Annotated in this window: 23 protein-coding genes and 1 tRNA gene; 12 read left to right on the top strand and 12 right to left on the bottom strand. The window is 67.1% G+C overall.

Features of this window, described 5'->3' with window-relative positions:
* The first annotated feature begins 130 nt into the window (after positions 1–130).
* Positions 131–1120 (top strand): aldo/keto reductase, encoded by a 990-nt coding sequence (locus tag A4X16_RS15415; protein ID WP_067122201.1) that lies wholly within the window; start codon positions 131–133, stop codon positions 1118–1120.
* A gap of 27 nt (positions 1121–1147) precedes the next feature.
* Here A4X16_RS15415 and A4X16_RS15410 read toward each other — a convergent pair whose 3' ends face one another.
* From A4X16_RS15410 to A4X16_RS17610, 4 genes are read right to left on the bottom strand one after another with little or no spacing between them, the layout of a single operon-like run.
* Positions 1148–2269 carry a hypothetical protein gene (locus A4X16_RS15410; RefSeq protein ID WP_067122198.1) on the bottom strand — a complete coding sequence of 374 codons (1122 nt, stop codon included), beginning with the start codon at positions 2267–2269 and terminating at the stop codon, positions 1148–1150.
* Positions 2266–4101, bottom strand: coding sequence for a formyltransferase family protein (locus A4X16_RS15405; RefSeq protein WP_197491855.1), 1836 nt, complete (start codon positions 4099–4101; stop codon positions 2266–2268). The genes A4X16_RS15410 and A4X16_RS15405 overlap by 4 nt, the downstream gene beginning before the upstream one ends.
* Positions 4102–4123: 22 nt before the next feature.
* The gene (locus A4X16_RS15400; protein WP_067122192.1) at positions 4124–5467 is read right to left on the bottom strand and encodes an aminotransferase class V-fold PLP-dependent enzyme; all 1344 of its coding nucleotides are present in this window, start codon (positions 5465–5467) and stop codon (positions 4124–4126) included.
* On the bottom strand, positions 5464–6519 hold the full coding sequence (locus A4X16_RS17610; protein ID WP_082914501.1) for a Gfo/Idh/MocA family protein: 1056 nt from the start codon (positions 6517–6519) through the stop codon (positions 5464–5466). Before A4X16_RS17610 ends, A4X16_RS15400 begins: the two co-directional genes overlap by 4 nt.
* A gap of 186 nt (positions 6520–6705) precedes the next feature.
* On the opposite strand from A4X16_RS17610, the gene A4X16_RS17935 reads away from it, so the two are divergent.
* Positions 6706–7881 (top strand): hypothetical protein, encoded by a 1176-nt coding sequence (locus tag A4X16_RS17935; RefSeq protein WP_157560243.1) that lies wholly within the window; start codon positions 6706–6708, stop codon positions 7879–7881.
* Positions 7859–8365, top strand: coding sequence for an NUDIX hydrolase (locus tag A4X16_RS17605; RefSeq protein ID WP_331709758.1), 507 nt, complete (start codon positions 7859–7861; stop codon positions 8363–8365). Before A4X16_RS17935 ends, A4X16_RS17605 begins: the two co-directional genes overlap by 23 nt.
* Here A4X16_RS17605 and A4X16_RS15385 read toward each other — a convergent pair.
* From A4X16_RS15385 to A4X16_RS15375, 3 genes are all read right to left on the bottom strand, one after another.
* On the bottom strand, positions 8320–8595 hold the full coding sequence (locus A4X16_RS15385; RefSeq protein ID WP_067122183.1) for a hypothetical protein: 276 nt from the start codon (positions 8593–8595) through the stop codon (positions 8320–8322). The two genes, A4X16_RS17605 and A4X16_RS15385, sit on opposite strands and share 46 nt — an antisense overlap.
* Before the next feature lie 19 nt (positions 8596–8614).
* Positions 8615–9412 (bottom strand): siderophore-interacting protein, encoded by a 798-nt coding sequence (locus A4X16_RS15380; RefSeq protein ID WP_067122180.1) that lies wholly within the window; start codon positions 9410–9412, stop codon positions 8615–8617.
* Between the two features lie 176 nt (positions 9413–9588).
* Positions 9589–9972 carry a hypothetical protein gene (locus tag A4X16_RS15375; RefSeq protein WP_067122177.1) on the bottom strand — a complete coding sequence of 128 codons (384 nt, stop codon included), beginning with the start codon at positions 9970–9972 and terminating at the stop codon, positions 9589–9591.
* A gap of 82 nt (positions 9973–10054) precedes the next feature.
* Here A4X16_RS15375 and A4X16_RS15370 point away from each other — a divergent pair, with 82 nt between their 5' ends.
* Entirely contained in the window at positions 10055–10648 is a 594-nt protein-coding gene (locus tag A4X16_RS15370) for a GNAT family N-acetyltransferase (protein ID WP_067122174.1), read from the top strand.
* 77 nt (positions 10649–10725) lie between these two features.
* Here A4X16_RS15370 and A4X16_RS15365 read toward each other — a convergent pair whose 3' ends face one another.
* Both A4X16_RS15365 and A4X16_RS15360 read right to left on the bottom strand, forming a co-directional pair.
* Complete coding sequence (locus tag A4X16_RS15365) at positions 10726–11154, bottom strand: GntR family transcriptional regulator (protein WP_067122170.1); 429 nt, start codon at positions 11152–11154, stop codon at positions 10726–10728.
* On the bottom strand, positions 11151–12179 hold the full coding sequence (locus tag A4X16_RS15360) for a hypothetical protein (RefSeq protein ID WP_157560240.1): 1029 nt from the start codon (positions 12177–12179) through the stop codon (positions 11151–11153). Before A4X16_RS15360 ends, A4X16_RS15365 begins: the two co-directional genes overlap by 4 nt.
* Before the next feature lie 183 nt (positions 12180–12362).
* Between A4X16_RS15360 and A4X16_RS15355 the strand changes: the two genes are divergently transcribed.
* Positions 12363–13094: a hypothetical protein gene (locus A4X16_RS15355; protein ID WP_067122165.1), complete on the top strand. Its 732-nt coding sequence runs from the start codon at positions 12363–12365 to the stop codon at positions 13092–13094.
* Positions 13095–13108: 14 nt separating this feature from the next.
* On the opposite strand, the gene A4X16_RS17930 is transcribed toward A4X16_RS15355, so the two are convergent.
* Both A4X16_RS17930 and A4X16_RS15345 read right to left on the bottom strand, forming a co-directional pair.
* Positions 13109–13399, bottom strand: coding sequence for a hypothetical protein (locus A4X16_RS17930; RefSeq protein ID WP_067122162.1), 291 nt, complete (start codon positions 13397–13399; stop codon positions 13109–13111).
* Positions 13396–14370, bottom strand: a complete 975-nt coding sequence (locus A4X16_RS15345; protein ID WP_067122159.1) for a hypothetical protein — start codon at positions 14368–14370, stop codon at positions 13396–13398. The genes A4X16_RS17930 and A4X16_RS15345 overlap by 4 nt, the downstream gene beginning before the upstream one ends.
* Before the next feature lie 97 nt (positions 14371–14467).
* On the opposite strand from A4X16_RS15345, the gene A4X16_RS15340 reads away from it, so the two are divergent.
* Entirely contained in the window at positions 14468–14734 is a 267-nt protein-coding gene (locus A4X16_RS15340) for a hypothetical protein (RefSeq protein ID WP_067122156.1), read from the top strand.
* A gap of 63 nt (positions 14735–14797) precedes the next feature.
* Here the strand turns inward: A4X16_RS15340 and A4X16_RS15335 are convergent.
* Positions 14798–14880, bottom strand: a tRNA-Leu gene (locus A4X16_RS15335).
* Positions 14881–15229: 349 nt separating this feature from the next.
* Between A4X16_RS15335 and A4X16_RS15330 the strand changes: the two genes are divergently transcribed.
* From A4X16_RS15330 to A4X16_RS15305, 6 genes are read left to right on the top strand one after another with little or no spacing between them, the layout of a single operon-like run.
* The gene (locus A4X16_RS15330) at positions 15230–15958 is read left to right on the top strand and encodes an FhaA domain-containing protein (RefSeq protein ID WP_067122154.1); all 729 of its coding nucleotides are present in this window, start codon (positions 15230–15232) and stop codon (positions 15956–15958) included.
* Positions 15955–16479, top strand: a complete 525-nt coding sequence (locus tag A4X16_RS15325; RefSeq protein ID WP_067122151.1) for an FHA domain-containing protein FhaB/FipA — start codon at positions 15955–15957, stop codon at positions 16477–16479. The genes A4X16_RS15330 and A4X16_RS15325 overlap by 4 nt, the downstream gene beginning before the upstream one ends.
* Before the next feature lie 7 nt (positions 16480–16486).
* Positions 16487–17776, top strand: coding sequence for a PP2C family protein-serine/threonine phosphatase (locus A4X16_RS15320; RefSeq protein ID WP_067122148.1), 1290 nt, complete (start codon positions 16487–16489; stop codon positions 17774–17776).
* Positions 17773–19158, top strand: a complete 1386-nt coding sequence (locus A4X16_RS15315; RefSeq protein ID WP_067122145.1) for an FtsW/RodA/SpoVE family cell cycle protein — start codon at positions 17773–17775, stop codon at positions 19156–19158. The genes A4X16_RS15320 and A4X16_RS15315 overlap by 4 nt, the downstream gene beginning before the upstream one ends.
* Complete coding sequence (locus A4X16_RS15310) at positions 19158–20612, top strand: peptidoglycan D,D-transpeptidase FtsI family protein (RefSeq protein WP_067122142.1); 1455 nt, start codon at positions 19158–19160, stop codon at positions 20610–20612. The genes A4X16_RS15315 and A4X16_RS15310 overlap by 1 nt, the downstream gene beginning before the upstream one ends.
* Positions 20609–22366 carry a serine/threonine-protein kinase gene (locus tag A4X16_RS15305; RefSeq protein ID WP_082914498.1) on the top strand — a complete coding sequence of 586 codons (1758 nt, stop codon included), beginning with the start codon at positions 20609–20611 and terminating at the stop codon, positions 22364–22366. The genes A4X16_RS15310 and A4X16_RS15305 overlap by 4 nt, the downstream gene beginning before the upstream one ends.
* Positions 22367–22402: the final 36 nt, after the last annotated feature.

Raw genomic sequence — 22402 nt, 5'->3', positions numbered from 1 at the left:
AAGGCCTCCGGAGTATCCGAAGGCGTTCCGGAGAGCGCTGAGGCCGTCGCATCCCGGACGCGTTCGCACGCCGCTGACCGACCCCGACGTGAGAGCATCGTGGGAGGACCACGATGCGAAGGGCGGTCGGATGCTGCGTGCAGAGGACAGCGTGAGGCTCGGCCGATCCGGCCTGAAGATCTCGAAGGTGGTGCTGGGATGCATGAGCTTCGGCGCACCGGACCGCGGAACGCACGGCTGGTCGCTCGATGAGGAGTCCAGCCGACCCCTCATCAGGCAGGCGCTGGACGCAGGCATCACGACGTTCGACACGGCCGATGTGTACTCCGACGGCACGAGCGAGGAGTTCGTCGGGCGGGCTCTCGCCGACTTCGCCCGCCGCGACGAGGTCGTCATCGCCACCAAAGTGCACGGACGAATGGGCCCGGGTGCGAATCAGGCGGGCCTCAGCCGCGGCCACATCCTCTCGGGCATCGATGCCAGCCTGAGGCGCCTCGGCACGGACTACGTCGACCTGTACCAGATCCATCGCTGGGACCCCGAGACGCCGATCGAGGAGACCATGGAAGCGCTGCACGATGTGGTGCGCTCGGGGAAGGCCCGGTACATCGGGGCCTCGTCGATGTGGGCGTGGCAGTTCGTCACCGCTCAGCACACGGCGGCGCAGAACGGCTGGACGCCGTTCGTGTCGATGCAGGACCAGTACAACCTGCTGCAGCGCGAGGAGGAGCGGGAGATGCATCCGTTCTGCCTCGACACCGGGGTGGGCGTGCTGCCGTGGTCGCCGCTCGCGCGCGGCCGTCTCACGCGTGACTGGGAGGAGACCACCGCGCGCACGGAGTCCGACGCCTTCGGCAAGACGCTCTACCGACGCGAGGAGGACTCGAACCGCGCGATCGTGGACGCCGTCGCCCGGGTCGCTTCCGAACGGGGCGTGTCGAGGGCGCAGGTCGCGCTCGCATGGGTGGCGCAGCAGTCGGCCGTCACGGCTCCGATCGTCGGCGCGACGAAGGCATCGCACATCTCGGATGCCGTCGCCGCCGCCGGCATCCGTCTCGAGGACGCAGAGCTCGATGCGCTGGAGAGCGCCTACACGCCGCGGGAGCCGGAGGGCTTCTAGACGACGGGCGTCAGAAGCTCGTGATCATCATGACGCGGAGCTTCCCCGCACTAGGGCGTCCACCCGTTCGTAGATGTCAATGAAGGTGCGCTCGATCTCCTGAGAGTCAGCATCGAGGCCGAGGTTCCGCGCGACACCGCGCAGAGTCCCCGGAGCGAGGGAATGGACAGCTGATCGCGCGCACAGCGAGGCGAAGTCGCCGTCACGCCGATCTAGAGTCGCGGCGAGCGCGATCTGGTCACACAGCACCAGAGCCGCACCGAGAAGTGCGTTGTAGAAACGAATGTCCCGCGTTTCGAACCCGAGGGGCTCCAGCGATCTCCGTACGATCCGCGAGATGGCGGGTTGAGATTCTCCCCAGTGATCCCTTTGAGCAGCGATCGTCCAGACTGCGGCGTCCTCAGATGACCGTTCGTAGGAGCTGGGAGTACCCGTTCGCCAGTGCAGCGACGGCACCCTGTCGGGGGTATCCAGCGGGGGTGTCGACCACCAAGTGGCTGGTGCCGCGGTGTCTGCGACGAAGTTCGTCGCGCGTCGCACGCCGTGATTCCCGTTCCCGACCAGGCTAGACAGGACATCGTGGTCGACGAGGTTCGGGTTGCTGACGAAGTGGTCCATCCGACGGGACTGGACGAACCGTCCCATACATTCATCGTCGGGATCGCCCGGATGTTGGGATATGAACTCGCTTGCGAGCTCCGCGTCGCGGGTCGGCAGCACCATCGCGACTGTTGAGAGATAAGTATCGGGCTGCGATACCCACGACGCTCCGGCGAGCGCCGCGACCCGAAGAGCGTTCGATGTGAAGGACCCCCATTCCGAGAAGAAGCTCAACGCGGCACGGGGTTGGCTGGCCACAGCTTCTTGGATCTGCTGGACGAAGCGAGGGTGAAGCACGACATCGTCCTGAAGGACCAGGTGATGCGTCGCCGAACGAAGCCACGGCCGCCACGCCAACCTCGCCGTTCTGCTCGTCGACGGCGACCCGAACGGTTCCGGATCGAAAACGATTCGAGCCCTGAGCGGCGACAGGTGGGCGAGGATCCGTCTCGCGTTCTCCGCACGGCGCGGGTGGGCCATGATGGACGCCGAGAGGATCGGTGCGGTCCCGCACTCCTGAGCAACGTCGGGAATCTCGGGCTCCTTCATCTCGCTTCCTCTCGAAGACCGAACACAGTCGGTCGAGAGTTCATGGCTCTAGCTCTCTCCTGCGTGATGAGGGGGCCCTGAACGACGAACTCGCAAGGGTGTGAACTCTGAGCGAGGAACTCGTCGACTTGCCATGCTCGGGGCCCGCCCGCGAGGAGCGGAGGGTTGACATAGCGAGTCGAGATCTTGTGAATCAGACCTCGATCGAAGCCCTCCGACTCGTCGCCCGCGTGAATCGACCAGTGCTCCGGACTGACTAACAGGTCGCGAGTCGCGAGGCTGGTGGCGGGCGTCGACCCCAACCACGCCCAGAGGTCGAGGTCGATCATCTGTCCGAAGTCCGGCGATCCCTCACTCGCTGACTCTTCGAGCGCAACCGTGACAAGCATCCCGGCGATGGCGTTGGCCCGCGCGTTGTGGGGATGCGACTGACGTTGGAGCTCCTGTCTCACGAGAACCCTGAGGTACTCCGCCGTCTCGCTATCGCACGAGACAGCTCCGCCCACCAGGTCGATGTGTCGCAAGGTGTCAAGCGGATCTTCACGTGTCGTACCGTGCACGAACGCACTTCGTACGTAAGACTCGAAGTGATCGAGAGACATGACGTCACCGGAGCCGAGCGCGGACGGACCCTCGCCTCTCATCGATTCGAGAACCTCCTCGACGCGGATGCCGTGGCGATCGAGCAGCGGTCCCATCCTGCGCACCACCGCGGCTCCGTTCTCGTGGTGGTCGACCCCGAGGATGGGCTCCAACGTGTGACTCAGCGGAAGGTGCCCGACGTCATGAAGCAGGGCGGCCGCACGCATCACCTGATCATCCGGACGCAATTCGGACACCAGGGCGAGGAGACCCAGCGAATGATCCAGGCGCGAGTACGACTGGGGAGACAGAATCGAGGCGGCTCCCGCATGCGCGACGTATGCGAGACGACGCACGGATTGGTGCAGGAGAAGCTCCTGTTCGAGCGGGGTGAAGGCCAGATTCACTCTCCAGACCGGTTCGAAATATGCACCGCTTTCACCGACGACCGATGCGGAGAGGGGCTCTGCGGCATCCGGTCCCATCCGCCGCTGGAAACGCCCTCGAAGTGAGCGCCAGTCGATTTCGATACCGTCGGCACCGATCAGCCTCGGTCGGTCTGCCGAAGACCAGGTGAGAGCTCGCCTTCGCAATGCCAGCTCATCTACGGTGATCGGAACTCGTATGTCGAGGAGGTGGTCGAGGTCTGCCCGGCACACGAGTTCGGAAACCCCGCCATCGATCTCGCCCTGCGCGATCGGCTCGAGTGTGTCCTGCAACAGCTCGTCGAGAGAGGTCTCAAAGAGCGCACGAGCTTCGTCGACGAGCAGCGGCACCATGTCGGACACATCGGTGTGATCAGGAAGGGGGAAGGTCCGCTTTCGCAACACCGGACCAGTGTCGATGCCCGCATCGATCTGGTGGAGAGTGACACCGAAATGGCGTTCTCTCCTCAGCATCGCCATCGACAAGGTCTTCAGAGAGCCGCGGTATCGCGGCAGAGGCGCCAGGTGCAGGTTAACGATATTCCGAGTGAAGCAAGAAATGACCTCTGGTCCGAGCAAGGTGGGGTAGCCGATGGCGAAGCCGAGTTCTCTGGTTCCTTCGAGACTCATCAGGTCACTCTCGGAGATCACTGGTACTTCCAGGTCAGCGGCCGTATCGAGTAGTAGCGGAGACACGCCCCAGCGCGTCGTGGCGTTGTCCGGTACAACGAGCGTCTCGACGATGCAGTCGTCACGGGTCGCGAGGATCTCGAGGCACCGCGCCGTCAGCTCGGTGACTCCGAGAACCGCAACTCTCCGTCTCATCATCATCCTCCCTGCCCGATGCTCAGCGCCCGTGCGACTGGCCGTCGCGGGGCAAAGAAGCGCGGTCTGCTCGCGGCTCGTCGTTCGGGATCCGGCCCGACTCGATCGCGAGTGCCACTTTGCTGAAGGCTCGCAGATACTCGTCGATCACAAACCGATCATGGGGCCAGCGGTAGAACGTGGGTAGCGACAAGGCATTCGACTCGACGAGATGCGCGACCGGGAAAGTCGATGCGATCTCGTCCTCCGTTGGACGTCTGGTCGAATTGTCCCCCGGTCGTCGCCACGGGGTCCGTCCGGCGAAGAGCGGAAGCCTCACCAGCATTCTCCCGGAGGGCGCGTCTACCTCGACGCCCTCGTCTTGCAACATCCTGACGAGCGTGGACCGCTCGACCCTCGTCCGAACCGAGTGGGAGGGCAGCGGTTTGAATCCGTACCACGCTCCCATCCACTCGGCGTTCGGGACATCGAGCGGATCGAGCAACCCCGTTTCCGCCAGTCGGTCATTCATGTACGACAAGGCGGCCTGACGTCCACCCGCAAGCTCATCGAAGGCTCTCAGGGACTCGATCCCGACGATGGCATTGAACGGGGACATCCGCAGCTTGAAGCCGAAGCCTGACTCCCAGTAGGCGTGTAGATCCGCAGCTGCGACGTCACGGAGGGCTCGATCACGGTAGTGGCCGGCCAGGATCGCCCTGTCCGCCACCTCCTGATCATCTGTCGCCAGAACGCCGCCTTCACCTGCGAAGACCGCTTTGTTAGCCTGCAGCGAGAAGACCGCCACTTTCCCGAAGGAGCCGACCGGGGTGCCCTCGAATGCGCTTCCATGGGCATGCGAGCAATCTTCGATCACCGCAACCCCGTGACGGTCAGCGATATTCATGATCCGAGTCATGTCAGCCGCGTGACCCCAATGATGGACGATCACGATCGCCTTCGTCCTAGGGCCGATCAGCTCCTCCAAGTGATCGGGGTCCATGCCGCGGGTCTGGAGGTCGATGTCCGCGAACCGAACGACCGCGCCCAGCGCGGTGGCTGGACTCACCGCGGCGTGATAGGTCAGAACAGGGGCGATGACCTCGTCGCCCTCCCCGACCTGAAGCGCCATGTATGCAGCCAGCAACGCTGAGGTCCCAGAATTGAATGCGATCGAGTGCCTCATCGAGGGAGTGAATCGCTGGCGGAACAGCTGTTCGAGCTCCACAATCGGTCCGTCGTTGCCGCGGATTGCGAGGTCGAGGTTGCGCTGCTCGGCGAGGCGCCCGAGTTCTCGGTCCGTTGCCTTCGGTGGCCAGGGTTCGTGAGGGTGAGGCGTCTTCACCTCGGGCACGTCTCTTCCCGAGGCGAGCGGAAGGGTGGTCATGTCGACTCCGTTCTCTCAATGGACTGGTGGTGCCCGACTGCCGCTCTGGCAGCAGCGTCGTAGACCTCGTGGCAGAGCGCGACCAGCGAGCAGTGGTGCCGAAGGTGCGCCAACGCGGCCTGGCGATCTGAGATCAATTCGAGGTAGTACCCCAGAACGACCGCCGGCGAGTCCGTCGCGAGATCTGGGCCCGCGTACTGATCGAGGACGCTTCCGTCTCGCCCGAACAGAGTGACCCGCGCATGCCGAGCGTCTAGCTGAATCACGCCCTCCGTGCCATGAATCTCGAGAGTCTCGCTCTTCCCCGCGCCATGCCGAGAGAGAAGCAGATGGGAGCTCATGCCCCCGCGTTCGAACTCGAGCGAGACCGACATGAGATCCTCGAGGTCCTCCCGCTGAGACTCGGGGTAGCGGAAATGCTTGCTAGCCGCCGTCACACGCGCAGGACCAAACAGGCGACAGAGTACGTCGATCTGGTGATACCCCATGTCGAGGAAGACCCCTCCGCGCGCCTGTCGTCGTCGCGCGCGCCACCCGGTGGTAACTGCGGGGAACGCGAGGTTGTAGGTCCACTGCGCCCAATAGCGTTCACCCACACGCGGCAGGAGCGTCTCCAAGAGTCGGAACTCCGGGCGTAGCGGTCGCTGTGTCAGTGTGACGATTGATCGGTTGCTCCGCCACGACAGCTCGTAGAGACGCTCAGCCTCTGCGACATCAGGGACGAGAGGCTTCTCCACCACCACATGGCACCCGGCAGCTACGAGTTCAGCGATGACGCGGTAGTGCTGGTCATGGGGAACAGTCACCACGGCGACGTCGGGAACGACAGCCTCGAGTAAGGCCGTGGTCGAGCGGAAAGTCGGGGGGCTACCTCGTCCCGGACGCTCTTCATGAGCTGCGACCTCAGTGTCGACGAGCCCGACGACGTTTACGTGTCTCAGAAGCTCGGCGGCTGAGCGATACTCGGAGCCTTGATGCCCACGGAAGCCCACAAAAGCGATCTGCGTATTGCCGTCGGCTCTATTCTGATATTCAGCATCCCGCCCAGACATTGCACCTCGTCCCGTCTCCCTCGCTCGCCGATTCGTGCAGTTCTCCACACAAGAACGCGACGGATACTCATGTCGTTCGGGCTTCGGATAACGTGTACCCGGTCCACACGAAGGGGAATGTATCACATGATGAGAATTGCACCGAACGTGTTATTCACACCCTGGGGAAACGGCAACGGTCATCTCATGCGGATGATCGTCCTTGCGCGCCATGCCGAGAGCCAGGGGGCTTCAACGACCATTGCCGTCGCAGATGAAGGGGAAGAGAAGCTCGTACAGCAGAACGGCATATCGACATATCGATATACTCATCGCTTCATCGACGTCGACCCCTGGATGGCATGGGCGGATGCGTCGTTCGTTGCTCACGCCATCGGCAGCGATAGACTCATGATTAGGAATACAAGCCCAGATATCGTCGTGTCCGACAGCAGGCTAAGTATGCATATGGCTGCCGCCATGGAGAGAGTTCCGGTGACAGCGGTGGTCCAGGATATGGATTTTCCGGGGTATTGCTACCCCGGCCGCCCGCGTGAACAGCTCTGGGCGCAGGTTGAGGTCGCATTGAAAAGCGTCTTCACGACGCATAAATGGGTCTACGAGTACGCGGATCCACGCGAGCTGATGCAAAACGCGGGGGTGATAGTACCCGGCATACCAGAACTCGAAGAGATTCCGCGGGTCGTCAATTCCGAAGCTGTCTTCGTAGGACCGCTCACCGGTCATTATCAGCGGTCGCGAGCCAGTCCGACTCTCCATCAAGACGGCACGATTCTCTTCTATAGAATCGTGTCGGTCGACACTATCGACGAATTCATACGCGCATTCAACGACATACTGAATCGAGCCGTCGTAGCGACCGGCGATCCTCGCGTAACGGAGACACTGGCGCCAAAGTTGCGAGGAACAGGTGCGCGCGTGCTGACGCTCTGGAACACCTCAGAGGAAGGTGGGGCGTCACCCTCGTGTGCCATCATTCACGGTGGTCACGGAACACTGCTGCACATGGCTCAGGCAGGCGTTCCCACAATCGTCGTTCCCGATCTGAGCCCAGAGCGGTACGCGAACGCACTGAAGGCAGAGATGTTGCCCTCCATGACGGCCGTCACTTCCGGCCTCCATCCTGTCGATCTCACGTGGAACAGCCAAGGAAATCAGATTCGAGTGGTTCGCCACGATGCCGTCCGGCGAGCTCTCGACGCCTTCGACCTGACCGCTGCTCGATCCGCCGCATCTGCCTTGGCACGCCGTCTTCAGCGATACACGATAGGACAGGCGTGGAGAGCGATCGTCGCCGAGTCGCGAGTTCCGACGTTGCATTCCGATTCTTTCCGGAGCAATGGTGATGTCCCCGACTCCTGAGAGCGTTCGCGTGACGCACGTCGCTGCCTTCGTCGTAGTTCGCAGCACGATCCTCATCCATCGCCGTTCCCCGAACCGACGTTTCCTTCCGTCGGCATGGGATCTTGTCGGAGGACGCATAGAGCCTGATGAGTCCCCTCTCGAGGCACTGCGTCGAGAGGTGCGCGAGGAGACGGGGGTCGCGGTGCAGCACGTGGGTCCTTGGATCACACGTTCGTCGTTCGAACTCGAGGGTGCGAGGTGCGTCGAGATTGGTGCACTCGTGTGGTGCGAGAGCGATCGTTTTGAGCTCGAGGCGTCGAAGTCCATCGCTTTCGCTTTCGTCGAGGACCCGAAACCCTTCGCCGACGATAATGAGATCAGGGGCTACGGTCGCCACCTGGAACAGCCGCTGCACACCGCGCTCCTTGCGCTCGACACAGCACCGAGCGACGGGCGTCAGAAGGAGCGCACCGAGAGCATCTGCCAGCCCTCCGGGACCTGAGCCTCGAGAGCGGCCATGCTGTCGGCCTCGATCTCTCGGATCCCGTCCATACGCTGGAAGGTGCCGGTGGCCTGCATCTTCGCCTCGCCCTTGAGCATCCGCACCGGCGAGCAGACGAGATCGAAGCCCTCCGGCCGCTGCGCCTGCAGCTGGGTCATCACGTCCTCCAGCGAGGTGCCGACGACCTCGGCCGTGCTGGTCTCGGACGGGCGGATCAGGGCGGCGAGCATCCTCTCAGCTTAGGAGCGGCTACTCGATCTGCCCGATCGGCTCGCGCTTCTCCGCCTGGAACTGATCCTCGGCCCGGCCGCGCGCCCAGTACGCCGAGATCGAGAGGTGCTCGCGGGGCACGTCGCGTTCCTTGAGCAGAGCCCGCACCGCCTTGATCGTCCCCCGCTCGCCGTGCGCGAAGACGCCGGGATGCCCCTGGGCCCACGGCAGGGCGGTGAGTGCGGTGAGGAGTTCGTCATCGGTCGCGGTCCACATGACGACGACGCCATTCGGCACGTCAGGGAGGATGCGGTCCGACGGGTCGGCGACGGACAGGAGGACGTGCCCCACAGCATCCGGTGCCAGCGCCTCCACTGCAGACGAGATCGCCGGCAGCGCGGTGTGGTCGCCGACCAGCAGGTGCCACGGTGCGTCCGACCGGGGCCGGTAGCCGCCGCCCGCGCCGCTGACCACGAGGGTGTCGCCGGGCCTCGCCCGCCGCGCCCACGGACCCGCGACGCCCTCATCGCCGTGCACGACGAAGTCGATCAGGAGGCGCTGCTGCTCAGGGTCGGACGACCGCACCGTGTATGTGCGGCGCGTAGGGAGCTTCTCGGGGCTGTCCTCGCGCAGCCGCGAGAGGTCATAGGGAGGGACGAGCCCGTGAGCAGGGTCGGCGAACAGGATCTTCACGTACTTGTCGGTGGAATCGTTGTCGACGAACGCCGCGTACCCGTCGCCGCCCGCCGTGATGCGGATGAGGTCGGGACTGACCTGCTCCACAGCCTGCACCTCGAGGACGGCTTGAGAGGGGGCCTTGCGCGGCTGATCGGTCATTCGAGCTCCGGAGACGAGGGTGGGGTTCATTCCAGTCTCTCCCGGTTTTCTCCTCCTGGGGCCCGGTCAACGTACTCTGCCGCTGGCCGCGCAAGGTCGCCTCGCATCGCGGAGAGCTCAGCGAGCAGATGGAAATGGGGAGCGATCTCGCTCTTCGCACTCGCTCGCGCGCCTGATCAGCCTTCCGCGGCGATCGCTGCCACGAGGTCGAGCCGGTCGAGCAGCAGCTGGCCCGCGCCGGTCATCGCCATGACGGCGTTCGCGGTGACGATGACGGCCAGCAGGCCGAAGAAGACGATGCCCGGTAGGTTCCGGCGGGAGACGATCGTGATGACGAGCGCGGCAAGCGCTCCCCCGATCGCCACGGTCTGACCGGCGACAGTCGCGAACGCCATCCGCACAGCGCTCTCGGCGGTCGGCGGTCCGTAGCTGTTCAGCACAGCGGCGAGCGCGAAGGGAACGAGGATGAGCGTCACGAGCAGCACCAGTCGGCGACGCGGGAACCAGCGCGGTTGATGGGCGACGCCCTGGCGAGGCGCATCGATCCGAGTGGTGCTCATCGGGCGAGTGTATCGACGCGTCACGTCCCATGCACCAGGAACAGTCGCCGCGCCGTCGTGGCGGTCTTCCTATGCTGATGCCGTGATCCCTGACACCGTGACCGACCGACTCGTGCTCTCGCCCATCGATGCCGCAGACGCGACGACCGTGGAGGCGATCTTCGCTCTGCAATCCGACCCGGCGACCTGGCGCCACCTGCCCGAGGCCGTCGAGACCGACATATCGCAGAGCCGATCGATGGCCGAGGACTACAGCCGTTCGTGGCGCCACCACGGCGTCGGATGGTGGGTCGTCCGTCTTCGCGACCCGCTCCCGGGCGTCGGACCGGAAGAGATCGTCGGGCTCGGCGGAGCCGCGATGCGACGCCCCGACATTCGGGCGTGGAACGTCGGCTACCGCCTCTCGCCGAGGATCTGGGGCCACGCCTTCGCGACCGAGATCGCGGTCGCCGCCGCGCGGGCTGCGAACGCCGCCGATCCGGAGACGCCGGTGACGGCCCGGGCTCTCAGCCGAAATGTCGCGTCGTGGCGCACGCTCGAACGCGCGGGACTGGTGCTGCGGTGGGAGGGCGAGGATGCTGCCGAGTACAGACCCACGTCGGGCGTGCTGCGGCGGGTGTACGCGGATCGCGACCTGGGCGATGCGCTCCTCAATCAGCTCATCGCACAGGGCTGAGCCCGCCGTGTGCGGTGCTCGTCGCATGAGCGTGTGGAGCCGTCGCGGTGGCGAACAGCTGCCCCGGGGTCCTCGTCTCAGGCTCCGGGTGTTCTCTGACCGCCGGATTCCGTCGACCACAGCACGCGCAGCACGCTGACCACATCGTCCACGTTCGACCCCGAGGCAGCCGCCGTCTCGACCAGCTCGCGCGCCAGCCGCATCACCGGAAGCGGAAGCACCGCCGCCGACTCCGCCACGCGAGTTCCCGCAGCCGTGCGGCTCACCACCAAGCCCTCCTGCTCGAGCATCTTGTACGCCTTGGCGGCGGTCCCGGGCGCGACGCCGAGGTCGCGCGCGGTCTGGCGGACGGTCGGCAGCCGCTCGTTCGCACCGAGCTGACCCGAGACGATCAGCCCGCGGAACTGCCGGTAGATGTCGACTGCCGACCCGCCCTCCTCGGCGACGGCGGCGACCTGCTCCGGCGGCGACACGGGTGTCCGTGCCTGCACACGCTCCCTCGTCATCGCAGTACCCGCAGGAGCTCGGGTGCGGCGGACGGCGCCGCAGCCGGCAGGCGACGCGCCGTCCGGATGGCGACCAGCACGAGGAGGGCGAAGGCGGCGATCTCGAGCACCGGCGCTCCCCACCCGGCGATGGTGGCGAGCTCCGCGTACCTCCAGGTCGCGTCGTACGGATTCCCCTCGTTCACCCCGGTGATGACGATGCCGGTCACCTCGTTCGCGTCCGCGACGAGTCGCCACGCTGCCGCCAGCGCCAGCGCCGTGGCGGCGGCCGCGATCTGGACGGCGTCCGATGCGACGTGTCGGCGGATCGTCCGCTCTGCGCTCGTGGTCTCCGGTCGGATGAACGGTCGCCCGGAGTTGACGTGGAGCAGTGCGCCGACCGCCGCGGCGAGCGCGGCGACGACCAGCAGCGTCGGCAGACCGTACGCCCAGCCGTAGAAGTGCATCCGCAGCGGATCGACGCCGGGCAAATTGGGCACCGGGATCTCGAGCACGGTGTGCCGTCCGTCGGCATCTGTCGACGATACGAGTCCCGCGAGCACGGTGGTCGCGACCAGGGCGACGGCGAGAGCTCCCGCCACGATCAGATCGCGTCGGCGACTGAAGCTCGACCAGGTGCGCCGGGCGGTCGGCGGCCCCGGGACCGCGGACACGCGCCCACGCAGGACGATCACCGCGGCGACGAGCGCGATGCCCAGGCATGCGGCGAGCAGAGGCGTGGCGACGCGGAGCGGAGCGATGGATGCCGACATGTCGAGAACGTACGAACGGACCAGGACATCGGTCACGGTCACCGCGATGATCAGGAGCGGCACCACTCCGAGGAGGACGACCTCGTCGCGGTGCCTCCCCCGGATCTCGAGACGGTGCGACGCGCGAAGGTCGGTTCGATCGGCATCCGCTGTCCGAGACGGTCGCGACGACCAGGCCTCGATCACGAGCGCGACGAACACGCCGAGCACGAGCGACGTGATCGGCAGTGACAGGAGCGCGCTGGCGATCTCCGGCACGCTCCAGGTGGTCATCGACATCATCGCGTCCCCCTCTGCCTTGTGTCATATGTGTATCACAACTTGTACCTCGTGTGCGGAACAAACGACCCGACGTCCGACCTGCGACCCTCCTGGGCGGTATGGCCCGAGACGCCGTCCTCTAGCGTGTGAGGAGGACACGCCGACGGAACGGCAGTCGCAAGGGCGGAGCGGACGATGACGAAGAAGGACGCCGAGCTGCGCGCACTCCAGGAACGGGCCTACGGTCGGGATGCCGACATCGGCGGTGACCCCGCCGCGCTGCGGAGGCTGGCCGCGCTCGAGTCCCGGGAGTTCGAGATCGTGGATGCGGATGCCGAGGAGATCCTCGCCGAGCTGCGCGGCACGCAGGCGCCGCTTCCCGCCGCCACGGACGGCGGGAGGGATGCGGACGGCCGCGCCGCCGAGCATCCGGTCGCGGTTCCCGACCGCATCCGCCCCTTCTCGCCCGCTCCGCGACCCGCGTGGCTGGCCGTCGGCGCCCTCTGTGTCGTGCTGGCAGCGGTCGGCGCGGGAGCCTTCGTGGCGACCTCTCGACCCGCGACCCCGGGGCTCGTGACCACCATCGGCGTCGACGAATCAGGGGAGTGGCCGGAGGTGCTCGGCGAACCGCAGGACGGGTCCGCGGTGTTCGAGGACTACTTCGGCATCACGTTCGTCCGAAACCCCGAGTGGGTCACCTCCGACCGTTCCGGCGAATCCTGCCTGCTGGCCGCGAACTCCGATGTGCTCCTGTCGAACGACTTCGGGGGGTTCCAGATCGGATGCTCCGCCGGAGCCTTCCCCGCCACGATCCAGTTCACTGTCGATTCCGGCGTCACGGATGAGCTGCGGACGCAGTTCCCGGAGGGCACCGCTCTGCAGTTCACCCTCCGCGGGAACGCCGTCGAGGTGCGCGTCGACGACTGAGGTCCGGGTCGGGACTACTGCACGAGCATCCAGAGCGCGACCACGATGACGACAGCGCTGAGACAGACGATCGTCCACCCGAGGCCGTCTCGGCGCGCGGGGCGGCCGACAGCCGGCGGAAGGCCCAGCTGCCGTCGGATCCCGTCTGCTTCCGACTCGAGCTCCTCGGATCGCTCACGGAGGACAGAGGTGTCGCCGACGATGAACCGCAGGCGCTCCTGTGCGAGGTCGGCGAGCTCGGCCCGCACCTCTGCGAGCCGCTTCTCGAGGTCCGCGCGACGGTCGCCGGACGGCTCATCCGTCATCGCGGCGCTCGATCCTCTGCGGCGACGGCGAACGAGCGCGTGCGACGCACCTGGATGACGGTCACGGGGATGACGGCGATGAGAGCCGCGCCGAAGGCGACGACGAACCACATCGGCCACGGGTCGGTCGGGTCGTCGGCGAATCGGAAGAGCTGAAGCGCCGCGGTCGCGACGAAGAACAGGATGACCCACGCGAGCTGGTACACCTGCGACACCCACGACAGGCGGGCGAACGGGGCGACCAGCTCCTCGTCCTCGGGCGAGAGCGAGATGTCCTTGTTCCTGACGACGACCTTGCCGATCCGGTCGGCGCGCCCCATGTCGCCGCCGACCAGGTCGCGGATGCGGCGGCCGAGGCGGCCCGACACGAGAACACAGGCGATGCCGCCGCCCATGACGGCGAGGAGCGGCGCGTACCTCAGGACCAGGCTGAGCTCGTCGGGCGCGAGGAGCGCCAGCAGTCCGCCCATCACCACTGCTCCGCCGACGAGCGTGGCCACGATCGTCACGAGGATGCGGCGGAGATCGCGACGGAACTCGGCACGACCGTACCCGGGCGGAGACGTGTCGGCGGGGCGGGCGCGATCGACACGACGAAGGAACGGCACGAGTGCCACCGCGGCTGCCATCGCCGCGACGCCGACCACGAGGAACAGGGGCGTCAACCACCACGCCGCTCCGGTCGCCACCGTGAACACGCACATCGCGACGGTCGCGAGCACCTGCACCCCGACCGTGACGAGGAGCAGCCGCCGTTCACCACGTCGTGCGTCCGCGGAGCGCCCCACCTCCCAGAACGACGACAGACTCGCCAGCAGCAGTGGAGCGAGGAGGTATCCGGAGACGGCGGCGCCGGCCACCCACCCCAGGTCCCGCCCGTCCGGCGTGTTCACCGCGATGAGTATCGCGCCGCCCGCCGAGAGCACGGCCACCACGAGCAGCGCGACGATGTTCAGAAGAATGCGCACCACGACCCCCAGTCGATGTCTCCGGTGTCACAGTGGCATACGAGGCCGCTCCGGCGATAGCCCCGGTCCCGGGGTGGGGCACGGCGTCTATGCTTCACCCATGAACGACGGCGCACTCCTCATCCAGCAGCGCATGGCCCTGCGGAGACAGCGCAACGGCGGCGTCTACACGGTGGTCTCGTCGGTCGTGTTCGGGGCGTTCTGGACGACCACCGTCCTCCTCGACGGTGCAGACCTCTGGCCCTTCCTCGGCGTCCTTCTCGCTCTGGTGGGCGTCGTGATCGGCATCCGCCAGATCCGTGCGGCTTCCCGGGCGACCCGAGCGTTCGAGGAGCAGCACGGCCGCCGGGCCGGCATCCAGGACTGAGGTGGGAAGGACGAAGCGGCGGCCACCTCGATTCCTCGAAGTGCGCCGCCGCTGTCGTGTCTGTGCGCGAGGGGGGACTCGAACCCCCACGTCCTTGCGAACACTGGCACCTGAAGCCAGCGCGTCTACCATTCCGCCACTCGCGCGAGCGTCTCGTTCCGAAGAACTCAACTTTGCGAGGATATCACGCGATCCGACCGCCGATGAAACCGGCGCCGCCGGCATCCGCCGAGCATCCGACCTGCCCCTCGATCCTTCGCCGTCTGCATGCCGAGGATCCGTGTGCAGGTCGGGTCGGCGAGTCTCGACCTGCACACGGATATCGACCCTGCAGACGACCGCAGCGGGTGCTCGCACCGCCCGCAGGACCGCGGACCGGCGCCGGCGAACATCGCCGGAAACCCCCGAGAACGCCGGGAAACAGCGGTCGCGACGGTGTTCACCCAGGACACCTGGCTACGATGTCCCTACCGGTCGGCATGCCAGAGGAGCCCAGTGGGACTACTTGACAGCTTTGAGAAGGGTCTCGAGCGCGCTGTGAACAGCGCCTTCGCGAAGACCTTCCGCAGCGGCATCCAGCCCGTGGAGATCGCCTCGGCCATTCGGCGCGAGGCGGACACCAAGGCGGCTGTGGTGAGCCGCGACCGCATCATCGCGCCCAACAGCTACGTGGTGCGCCTCAGCACCGACGACGCCGAGCGGATGCAGGGACTCGGCGGCGCGCTCACGGACGAGCTGCTCGCCCTCCTCACGAAGCACGGCAAGGCGCAGGGCTACAGCTTCTCCGGACCGCTCGCCATCACTCTCGAAGGCGACGACAAGATCGCCACCGGCACCGTGCGGGTCAGCTCGGGCACCGTCGAGGGTCGCGTCAACTGGCAGGCCGTCATCGACGTCGACGGCCGCCGCCACTCGCTCACCCGAGCCCGCACGGTCATCGGCCGAGGCACGGATGCCGACATCACGATCGCGGATGCCGGATCGAGCCGCAAGCACGTCGAGGTCCTCTGGGACGGCGAGCGCGCGATGATGCGGGACCTCGGTTCGACCAACGGGACCAAGGTCGACGGTCAGAAGGTGCGCGAGGCGGCCCTTCCCTCCGACACCACCATCACGATCGGCCGCACGGACCTCGTCTTCCGCGTCGTCCCCGTCGCCACTCCGTCACGTCCCGCTCGTCCGCGCGACGACGACGCGACCCGTGCGTTCGGAGCGATCTCGTGAGCACCCCCTCCGAACTCGTCCTCCTGCTGCTGCGCTTCGGGTTCCTCCTGCTGCTGTGGTTCTTCGTTTTCGGCGTCGTCTACTCGCTGCGCGCCGACCTGTTCGGCATGAAGGTGCGCAAGCTGCCGGCCGAGGCCGATGCGGGCGCCCCCGCGCCGGCCGCCCCGCCGGCTCCGGCTCGCCCGTCGTCGGCCAAGCCCGCCACGACCGGTCCCGCGACCATCGCCACGGCGAAGCGCCTCGTCATCACCTCGGGACCGAAGGCCGGGCTCGAGCTCCCGCTCGGCACCGACACGCTCACGATCGGCCGCTCGAGCGAGTCCGCCCTCGTGATCCGCGACGACTACACCTCCAGCCATCACGCGCGCCTGCTGCTGCGCGGCGACGCCTGGGCGATCCAGGACCTCGACTCGACGAACGGCACCTTCGTCGCGGGTCAGCGGGTGGCCGGCGGACCCGTCTCGCTCTCGCTCGGCACCCCGATCAAGGTGGGCGCCACGACCTTCGAGCTGCGAGCCTGACCCGGGCATGGTCTTCGAGGGCTCGAGCGCCGCGATCTCCCACACGGGGAAGGTCCGCTCCAACAACCAGGATTCCGGGTATTCCGGGGCCAACCTGTTCGTCGTCGCCGACGGCATGGGCGGACACGCCGGCGGCGACGTCGCGTCGAGCATCGCCATCCAGCGGATGGAGCCGCTCGACCAGCCGTACACGTCGACCGAAGACGCGCAGGCGTCGCTCCAGGCGGCGGCGACGACCGCGGCCGGAGATCTGATCCGCGCCGCGAAGGACCGCCCGGAGCTGGCCGGACTCGGCACGACGCTGAGCGCGATCATCATGGTCGACGACTTCGCCGTCATCGGCCACATCGGCGACTCGCGCATCTACCTCTACCGCGACGACGCACTGACCCAGATCACCGCCGACCACACCTTCGTGCAGCGGCTGGTCGACTCGGGTCGCATCACGCCCGAGGAGGCCCGCTACCACCCGCGTCGTTCTGTGCTGATGCGCGTGCTCAGCGACATGGATGCGGATCCCGAGCTCGACATGTTCGTCATGCACACCCAGCCCGGCGACCGCTGGCTGCTGTGCTCCGACGGCCTGTCCGGTGTCGTCGACGAGGAGCGCATCCTCAAGGCGATGCGCCTCGGCCTCGCCCCCGGCCGCACGGCCGACAACCTCCTCAAGCAGGCACTCGACGGCGGCGCCCCCGACAACGTCACCATCGTGCTGGTCGACGTCGGCGGGCAGCACGCCATGCACTCGGGAACGGCGACGATCGTCGGATCGGCGTCGAACCCCGCGAACGTCACGGTGCCGCCGGTGCGCGCGCCGCGCAGCAACTGGCTGCACCCGGTGCGGCAGGCCGCGAACGAGCCGAGCCACTTCGAGCCGGCGCCGGAGTACCTCGAGGAGCTCATCGAGGAGGACCGTCGTCGAGCGCGACGGCGCCGCTTCGGCTGGATCGCCGGGATGCTGCTGGTGCTCGCGCTCCTCGCCTTCGCGGCCTTCGCGGCCTACAGCTGGACGCAGACGCGCTATTTCGTCGGCGCCGACGAGGACAGCGTCGTGATCTACCAGGGCGTGCAGCAGAACATCGGACCGATCGTGCTCTCGACGCCGATCCAGGACACCGACATCCTGCTCGCGAACCTCCCGCCGTATCAGCGCGACTCCGTGGAGCGCACGATCTCGGCCCGATCCCTCTCCGACGCCGAGGCGATCGTCGCACGGCTGCAGGCGGGTGCCGACCGCGTGATCGGCGAGACGCCGCTGCCCACGCCCCTCCCGACTCCGTCGGAGGATGCCGGATGAGCGCCGACGTCACCGCGGACACCGCCGTCATCAAGGCCCTGAAGCGCATGCGGATGCCGCAGACGCAGCGCAACCGCGAGTTCTGGCTGCTCCTGTTCGCCGTCGCGATCAGCGGCGCCGCCCTCACCCTCGTGCAGCTCGGCGCCCTCGGCCTCATCGACCCGATGATCCTCGCGATCGGCGGCGGGCTCGCCGTGCTCGCGTTCGCCGTGCACTTCGTGCTGCGAGCCGTCGCCTCGGCGGCCGACCCGTTCATCCTGCCGATCGCCACCCTGCTCACGGGGCTCGGCATCGCGATGATCTACCGCATCGACATCGCCCAGTCGCTCACCGGATGGGACGCCTATTCGACGAAGCAGCTGGCGTGGACGGCGATCTCGCTCGCCGGCGCGATCGCCGTCGTCATCCTGCTGCGCAATTACCGGGTGCTGTTCCGGTACACGTACATCTTCGGCCTCTCCGGCATCCTGCTGCTGCTGCTTCCCTTCGTGCCCGGGCTGCGCATCCCCGACGCCAACGCCCAGGTGTGGGTGTCGCTCGGCGGGATGTTCGCGTTCCAGCCCGGCGAGCTGGCGAAGATCTGCCTCGCCATCTTCTTCGCCGGCTACCTCGTGCGCACCCGCGAGAGCCTGACCTCGGTGGGAACCCGCTTCCTCGGCATCACCTGGCCCCGCATGCGGGAGCTCGGCCCGGTGCTCGTGGTGTGGGCGATCTCGCTCGGCATCATCGTGATCCAGCGCGACCTCGGCACCGGAACCCTCATCTTCGGGATGTTCGTCGCGATGCTCTACGTCGCGACGGGCAAGACCAGCTGGGTGCTCATCGGCCTCGCCCTCGTCGCGGCCGGCGTCGCCGTGGCGACGCAGATCCTCAGCTACGTCCGCGGACGCTTCGTCAACTGGCTCTTCCTGTTCGATCCCGAGCAGGTCGATCCGGATGGCGCGGGCTTCCAGCCGATGCAGGGGCTGTTCGGGCTGGCACACGGCGGACTCCTCGGCACCGGCTGGGGCCAGGGACGCCCTGACGTGACCCCACTCGCCCACAGCGACTACATCATCACGAGCCTCGGCGAGGAGATCGGCCTCATCGGCCTGTTCGCCATACTCTGCCTCTACATGGTCTTCATCAGCCGCGGCATCCGCATCGGCCTCGCCGGACAGGACGACTTCGGCAAGCTGCTCGCCACCGGTCTCGCCTTCACGATCGCGCTGCAGGTGTTCATCATGGTCGGCGGCGTGACGCGCGTCATCCCGCTCACCGGACTGACCACCCCGTTCCTCGCGGCGGGCGGCTCGTCGCTGGTGGCCAACTGGCTCATCGTCGCGATCCTCCTGCGCATCTCCGACGGCGTGCGCAGCCAGCCCCGGGCGGTGATCGGCTGATGACCAAGCAGCTCCGACGTCTCAGCATCGTCATGCTGTTCATGTTCCTGTCCCTGTTCGTCGCAACCAGCTGGATCCAGGTCGTCGAGGCCGACAGCCTCGGCCAGAACGAGCTCAACCGGCGCACGCTGTACGACAGCTACGAGATCCAGCGCGGTTCGATCATCGTCGACGACGTCGCGATCGCATCGTCCGTGCCGTCCGACGATCGCTATCAGTTCCAGCGCGTCTACACGGATGCCGCGATGTGGGAGCCCGTCACCGGCTACTTCAACCCGGCCCTGCAGTCGGCCACCGGCATCGAGCGGGCTCTGAACGCCGACCTCTCCGGAACGGGCTCCAGCGCCTTCTTCGCCGAGATCGAGCGCATCCTGTCGGGTCAGCCGCAGACCGGCTTCAGCGTCGAGCTGTCGCTGAACACCGCCGCGCAGCAGGCCGCCTACGAGGCGCTGCAAGGGCTCCAGGGCGCGGTCGTGGCGATCGAGCCCAGCACCGGCCGCATCCTGGCCATGGCCTCCACCCCCGGGTTCGACACGAACCTCCTGGCGACCCACGATGCGGATGCCGCCAACACGACCTACGATCAGCTCGTCGACGATCCGCTCAAGCCGCTCTCGAACCGTGCAATCGCCGGCGACCTCAATCCCCCCGGCTCGACGTTCAAGCTCGTCGTCGCCGCAGCCGCCTACGCCTCCGGCGACTGGACGCCCGACTCGACGCTGCCGAATCCGGCGCGCTACACGCTGCCGCAGTCGTCGAACACGGTCGCGAACGCATGGGGCGGCACGTGCGGACCCGGTGACACGGTGACGATCTCCGAGGCGATCCGCCTGAGCTGCAACATCCCGATGGCCGAGCTCGCCGTGCAGCTGGGCGACGACCGCATCCGCGAGATGGCGGAGAAGTTCGGGTTCAACCGGAGCTTCACCACTCCCCTCGAGTCGACGCCGTCGAGCTACCCTCGGGCGCTCAACGATCCTCAGACGGCTCTCACCGGCTTCGGTCAGGGACAGGTCACCGCCACCCCGCTGCAGATGGCGATGGTGGCTGCGGGGATCGCCAACGACGGAGTGGTCATGAACCCGCGTCTGGTCGACGCGGTGATCGGCAACGATCTCTCGGTGATCCGCGCGTACGACGACACGGAGTTCGGTCGTGCCCTCGAGTCGTCGGTGGCTGATCAGGTGACCTCGTCGATGGTCGCGAGCGTCTCAGACGGCGCGGCTCAGGGTGCAAGAATAGACGGGGTCGACGTGGCGGGTAAGACCGGTACGACCGAGAACGACGACAATCCGTACACGTTGTGGTTCACGGGCTTCGCACCTGCGGACGACCCGCAGGTGGCAGTAGCGGTCCTCGTCGAAGACGGCGGTGGACAGGGGCAGTCAGGATCCGGCGACACCATCGCCGCTCCGATTGCAAAGAAGGTCATAGAGGCGGTGCTGGGCAGATGAGACCGACGCAGGGTGTGTCGTTCGGTGGTCGCTACGAGCTGCAGTCGCGTATTGCGATCGGCGGCATGGGCGAGGTGTGGGAGGCGACGGATCACGTCATCGGACGCACCGTCGCGATCAAGATCCTCAAGGACGAGTACATGGGGGACCCCGGGTTCCTCGAGCGGTTCCGCGCCGAGGCGCGCCACGCCGCGCTCGTCAACCACGAGGGCATCGCCAGCGTCTTCGACTACGGCGAGGAGAACGGCAGCGCGTACCTCGTCATGGAGCTCGTCCCCGGCGAGGCCCTGTCGACGATCATCGAGCGCGACGGCTCACTGAGCGCCGACAAGACGCTCGACATCGTCGCCCAGACGGCATCCGCTCTACAGGCCGCCCACGCGGCCGGACTCGTGCACCGCGACATCAAGCCGGGCAACCTGCTGATCACCCCCGACGGGCGCGTGAAGATCACCGACTTCGGCATCGCCCGCATCGCCGACCAGGTGCCGCTGACCGCGACCGGCCAGGTGATGGGAACCGTCCAGTACCTGTCGCCGGAGCAGGCATCGGGTCACCCCGCCTCCCCCGCCACCGACACGTACTCGCTCGGCATCGTCGCGTACGAGTGCCTCGCGGGCAAGCGGCCGTTCACGGGCGAGTCGCAGGTCGCGATCGCGATGGCCCAGATCAACGAGCAGCCTCCGCCGCTGCCCCCTACCGTGCCCATCCCGGTGCAGAACCTCGTCATGGCGATGATCGCCAAGAAGCCGGGCGACCGTCCGTCATCCTCCGCCACCGTCGCACGCGCCGCGCAGGCGCTGCGTCGGGGCGATCTCAACTCCGCCGCCATCGCCGTGCCCGCCATCGCGGGCGGAGCCGCGAGCGCCGACGACGCCACACGCCTGCTGACGTCGACGGGTGACGACGGCACGACCCGCATCCTGCCGACCACGGCGCAGCTCCCCACCGGAGCGGCCGTCGAGGACGAGCAGGAGGGCGAGAAGAAGAAGCGCAGCAGGTGGACGTGGCCGCTGATCGGACTGATCGTGCTGCTGATCATCGTGCTCGGAGGCACCGTGATCGCCCTGATGAACCAGGGCGACGGCCGCGATGCCGATCCCACCGGTTCGCCCACGACGAGCCAGACGCCCAAGCCGACTCCCACCGAGTCCGAGACGCCCGAACCCGAGCAGGTGAACGTCGACGAGCTGGGCCTGGTGGGCCTGCAGTGCGAGGCCGCACGCCAGTCCGCCTTGAACGCCGGCCTGCAGGCCGAGTGCGTCGTCGGCAACACCGTGGCGCCAAGCGCCGACCAGGTCGGCACGGTCGAGTCGGTCACGCCCGGCGGCAACGTGCCCGAGGGCACGGCACTCACCCTCACGACGTACAAGGAGCAGGTTCAGGTCGGCAAGCCGACCGGAACGCCGACGATCGCCGGCACCGCCACCGAGGGTCAGCCGGTCACGCTGAACTGGCCGAGCTTCGAGTGCCCGTCCGGCACGGGGCCCCGCTCCGCGTTCGAGGTCACGCTCACCAACGCGACGTTCTCGGGCGGCAACGCCGGTGAGTCGATCCGCAGCTTCGGCCCGAGCGTCCTCACGACGCAGATCATCCCGGGTGCCGCGGGTCAGAGCATCACCGCGACCTACCGCGTCTTCTGCGGCGAGATGGCGTCCGAGTCGTCCAACGCCTCTGCTCCCGTCGTGATCCTCCCGTCGGCCACCGACGGCGGGGACGGTGCCGACGGCGGCGACGGCGGCGCAGGCGAATAAGCAGGTTCGCAACGTAGGCTGAGCTTTTCACCAGGT

The organism is Microbacterium sp. H83 (genome assembly GCF_001650405.1).
Taxonomy (GTDB): Bacteria; Actinomycetota; Actinomycetes; order Actinomycetales; family Microbacteriaceae; genus Microbacterium.
The sequence above is the reverse complement of the archived record's forward strand: the minus strand, read 5'-3'. Positions and strand labels throughout refer to the sequence as shown.

What these genes read in the sequence shown, in the direction of transcription:
- A4X16_RS15415 (WP_067122201.1), top strand. Translation starts at nt 131, where the DNA reads ATGCTGCGTGCAGAGGACAGCGTGAGGCTCGGCCGATCCGGCCTGAAG.
- A4X16_RS15410 (WP_067122198.1), bottom strand. Translation starts at nt 2,269, where the DNA reads ATGAAGGAGCCCGAGATTCCCGACGTTGCTCAGGAGTGCGGGACCGCA.
- A4X16_RS15405 (WP_197491855.1), bottom strand. Translation starts at nt 4,101, where the DNA reads ATGAGACGGAGAGTTGCGGTTCTCGGAGTCACCGAGCTGACGGCGCGG.
- A4X16_RS15400 (WP_067122192.1), bottom strand. Translation starts at nt 5,467, where the DNA reads ATGACCACCCTTCCGCTCGCCTCGGGAAGAGACGTGCCCGAGGTGAAG.
- A4X16_RS17610 (WP_082914501.1), bottom strand. Translation starts at nt 6,519, where the DNA reads ATGTCTGGGCGGGATGCTGAATATCAGAATAGAGCCGACGGCAATACG.
- A4X16_RS17935 (WP_157560243.1), top strand. Translation starts at nt 6,706, where the DNA reads ATGCGGATGATCGTCCTTGCGCGCCATGCCGAGAGCCAGGGGGCTTCA.
- A4X16_RS17605 (WP_331709758.1), top strand. Translation starts at nt 7,859, where the DNA reads ATGGTGATGTCCCCGACTCCTGAGAGCGTTCGCGTGACGCACGTCGCT.
- A4X16_RS15385 (WP_067122183.1), bottom strand. Translation starts at nt 8,595, where the DNA reads ATGCTCGCCGCCCTGATCCGCCCGTCCGAGACCAGCACGGCCGAGGTC.
- A4X16_RS15380 (WP_067122180.1), bottom strand. Translation starts at nt 9,412, where the DNA reads ATGACCGATCAGCCGCGCAAGGCCCCCTCTCAAGCCGTCCTCGAGGTG.
- A4X16_RS15375 (WP_067122177.1), bottom strand. Translation starts at nt 9,972, where the DNA reads ATGAGCACCACTCGGATCGATGCGCCTCGCCAGGGCGTCGCCCATCAA.
- A4X16_RS15365 (WP_067122170.1), bottom strand. Translation starts at nt 11,154, where the DNA reads ATGACGAGGGAGCGTGTGCAGGCACGGACACCCGTGTCGCCGCCGGAG.
- A4X16_RS15360 (WP_157560240.1), bottom strand. Translation starts at nt 12,179, where the DNA reads ATGACCACCTGGAGCGTGCCGGAGATCGCCAGCGCGCTCCTGTCACTG.
- A4X16_RS15355 (WP_067122165.1), top strand. Translation starts at nt 12,363, where the DNA reads ATGACGAAGAAGGACGCCGAGCTGCGCGCACTCCAGGAACGGGCCTAC.
- A4X16_RS17930 (WP_067122162.1), bottom strand. Translation starts at nt 13,399, where the DNA reads ATGACGGATGAGCCGTCCGGCGACCGTCGCGCGGACCTCGAGAAGCGG.
- A4X16_RS15340 (WP_067122156.1), top strand. Translation starts at nt 14,468, where the DNA reads ATGAACGACGGCGCACTCCTCATCCAGCAGCGCATGGCCCTGCGGAGA.
- A4X16_RS15320 (WP_067122148.1), top strand. Translation starts at nt 16,487, where the DNA reads ATGGTCTTCGAGGGCTCGAGCGCCGCGATCTCCCACACGGGGAAGGTC.
- A4X16_RS15315 (WP_067122145.1), top strand. Translation starts at nt 17,773, where the DNA reads ATGAGCGCCGACGTCACCGCGGACACCGCCGTCATCAAGGCCCTGAAG.
- A4X16_RS15310 (WP_067122142.1), top strand. Translation starts at nt 19,158, where the DNA reads ATGACCAAGCAGCTCCGACGTCTCAGCATCGTCATGCTGTTCATGTTC.
- A4X16_RS15305 (WP_082914498.1), top strand. Translation starts at nt 20,609, where the DNA reads ATGAGACCGACGCAGGGTGTGTCGTTCGGTGGTCGCTACGAGCTGCAG.